Raw genomic sequence first — 3,332 nt, forward strand, 5'->3', positions numbered from 1 at the left:
GGCGCGGGTGCGGCCGGCGCGGCCGGCGCTGCCGCGCGCGGGGAAGCGGGCGCGGCCGCGCGCGTGCCCGAGGTGCACGTGCTCACGCCCGGCGACCACTTCTCCCCGCGCACCGGCTCGGCGATCCCGACGGTCGTCGACGGCCTGTGCGCGGCGCTCCCGGCCGGCGCGGCCCCGCGGCCGCGCGTGGTGGTCGCGGACGGCACCTACCCCGACCGGTACCCGAGCGCCGAGCCGGTGGGCTACCCGCTCGCGGGCGCGCGCCCGGCAGACCGGTACGTCGACGCCCTCGCCGGCCGGCTGGGCCTCCCCCGCCCGGGCGTGCGGCGCGCGCTGCGCCCGACGCTCGGCGACCAGGACGCGTGGGAGCCCGGTGTGGTGCTCGCGCACAACGCCCCGCAGCTCGTCCCGCTGGTGCACGACCGGCACGCGGCAGTCCTGTACGCGCACAACCTGCTGCTGCGCACCTACTCCCCCCGGGAGGCCGACAAGGTGCTCGGCCGGGCCGCCGCGATCGTCTGCGTGAGCGGCGCGCTGGCCGACCAGACCGCGGCGCACCTGCCCGCGCGGCTGCGCGACCGGCTCCGGGTCGTGCCGAACGGCGTCGACACCACCCGGTTCGTGCCGCGCGCGGACCCGGGGCGCGGCGAGCGGCTGCGGGTGCTGTTCGTCGGCCGGATGATCCCGGACAAGGGCGCGGACGTGGTCCTGGACGCGGTCGCGCGGCTCGGCCGGGACGACGTCGAGCTGACCATGGTCGGCTCGCAGAACTTCGACGCGGGCGCGGCCCCGTCGCCGTACGAGCGGGACCTGCGCGCGAAGGCCGCGGCGCTGGGCGACCGGGTGCGGCTGCTGCCGTTCACCCCCCGCGCCGAGGTGGCCGCGGTGTACCGGGACGCGGACGTCGTGGTCGTGCCCTCGCGGTGGGCGGAGCCGTTCGCGCTCACCGTCATGGAGGGCATGGCCAGCGGGGTCCCCGTCGTGGCGTCGGCGATCGGCGGCATCCCCGAGGTCGCGGGCGACGCGGGCGTGCTGGTGCGCCCGGACGACCCGGCGGAGCTCGCCGCGGCGCTCGAGGCCCTCGCCGACGACGAGGCGCTGCGCCGCCGGATCGGGTCGCGCTGCCGGTCCTGGGCGCGGACCCACGACTGGGCCTGGGCGCGGGGCCAGCTGGACGCCGTGCTCACCGAGGTGGCGGGTGTTTCACCCACGCCGGTCGGGTGAACCTTTTGCACCAGATGTCCGATTTGTGGAGGTGACCGGCACGATGGTCCCCATGCGCGTGCTCCGGGTGTCCCACAGCGCCGTCGTCACGGCGTGGCGCGGGCGCGAGGCCGCCCTGCGCGCCCGCGGCCTGACGGTGCGGACGCTGAGCGCGCGCACCTGGGAGGAGGGCGGCCGGGACGTCGACCTCAAGCCGCAGCCGGGCGAGGACGTCGTCGGCGTGCGCACGATCGGCGGCCACCCGAACGTGTTCCTCTACGACCCGCGCCCGATCTGGCGCGCGCTCGGCGAGGACTGGGACGTGCTCGACCTGCACGAGGAGCCCGCCGCCCTGGCCACGGCCGAGGTGCTGCTGCTCCGGGCGCTGCGCCGGTCGCGCGTCCCCTACGTGCTCTACTCCGCGCAGAACATCGCCAAGCGCTACCCCGTGCCGTTCCGCTGGTGGGAGCGCCGGGCGCTGCGCGGTGCGGGCGCGGTCAGCGTGTGCAACGCCGAGGCCGGCGACGTGCTGCGTGCCAAGGGGCTCACCGCCCCCGCGCACGTCATCGGCCTCGGCGTCGAACCCCCCGGCGCGCAGGACGCGGGCGCCGGGCACCCGGGAGCTCAGGACGCGGGCGACCGGACGACGGGCGCTCGGGACGAGGGCGCCCCCACGGACGCCGGCGTAGTCGGTGCGGCCGCCCCCGCACGCACCGGCTACGTCGGCCGCCTCCTGCACCCGCACAAGGGGCTCGACGTGCTGCTCGACGCCGCCGAGGCCGACCCGCGGATCACCGTGGCGATCGCCGGGGCCGGCCCGCACGAGGCCGCGCTGCGCGCCCGGGCCGCGACGCCCGCGCTGGCGGGCCGCGTCACGTTCCACGGGCACCTCTCCGGGGAGGCGCTCGCCGCGTTCTACCGGGGCCTCGACGTGCTCGCGGTGCCGTCCGTGCCGACGCCCGGCTGGCTCGAGCAGTTCGGCCGGGTCGCGGTCGAGGCGATGGCCGCGGGCGTGCCCGTGGTCGCCTCGGACAGCGGGGCGCTGCGCGACGTCGTCGGCGGTGCCGGCACGCTGGTGCCCCCGGGCGACGCCGCGGCGCTGGCCGCCGCCCTCGTGGCGGTCGTGGACGAGCCGGGCCGGGCGGCGCGCATGCGCGCGGCGGGCACGGAGCGCGCAGCCGAGTACACGTGGTCGGCGATCGCCGAGCGCTACGAGGCGATGTACCGCGAGGTCGTCGCGGGCGCTGCAGGCGCCGACATCGGTGGTTCGCCCCGAGATCGGCGGTTCCAGGCACCGATCTCGAGCGGGACCACCGATCTCGGCGAGCGCGCCGTAGGCGACCCCGAGGTCGTCGTCGTCGCCTTCGGGGCCACCGAGCTGCTCGCGCGGGCGCTCGCGCCCGTGGCCGGCGCGCTGCGCGTGACCGTCGTCGACAACTCCGGCGACCCCGAGGTGCGCCGCGTCGCCGAGGCCGCCGGGGCGCGCTACCTCGACCCCGGGGCCAACCTCGGGTTCGCCGCCGCCGTGAACCTCGGGGTGCGCAGCGCGCGCCCCGGCGCGGACGTCCTGCTGCTCAACCCGGACGCCCGGGTCGACCTGGCCGGCGTGCGGGCGCTGCACCGCGCCCTGCGCGCAGCGCCCGACCTCGCCGCCGTCGGCCCCGCCCAGGTCGACGACGACGGCGCCCCGGCCCGGGTGCGCTGGCCGTTCCCGACGCCGGCCGCCGCGTGGCGCCAGGCCGCGGGCCTCGGCGTCCCGGAGACCGCCGGCGGCTTCGTGATCGGCTCCGTGCTGCTGCTCCGGGCCGAGGCGCTGGCCGCGGTCGGCGGGTTCGACGAGCGGTTCTTCCTGTACTCCGAGGAGACCGACTGGCAGCGCCGCGCGCACGACGCCGGCTGGCGCTCGGCCGTGGTGGAGGACGTCCTCGCCGGCCACGTCGGCGCCGGCACCAGCACCGACCCGACCCGGCGCGAGACGCACTTCCACGCGTCCCAGGAGCGGTACTTCCGGACGCACCACGGCGCGGCCGGCTGGGCGTCCGCCCGCGCGGCCGTGGCGCTCGGCGCGGTGCCGCGCGCGCTGCTCCCCGGCGACCGCGGCGCCGCCGCCCGGCTGCGGCTGCGGCTCT

The 3,332-nt window shown here is 78.8% G+C and carries 2 protein-coding genes; both read left to right on the forward strand.

Going from position 1 to position 3,332, the window contains the following annotated elements; translation table 11 throughout:
* On the forward strand, window positions 1-1,224 hold a 1,224-nt coding region (locus tag J5O08_RS20445), incomplete at its 5' end, for a glycosyltransferase family 4 protein (RefSeq protein WP_218708746.1).
* 52 nt (window positions 1,225-1,276) lie between these two features.
* On the forward strand, window positions 1,277-3,332 hold a 2,056-nt coding region (locus tag J5O08_RS20450), incomplete at its 3' end, for a glycosyltransferase (RefSeq protein ID WP_218708748.1).

The organism is Cellulomonas sp. PS-H5 (genome assembly GCF_019265565.1).
GTDB lineage: Bacteria > Actinomycetota > Actinomycetes > Actinomycetales > Cellulomonadaceae > Cellulomonas.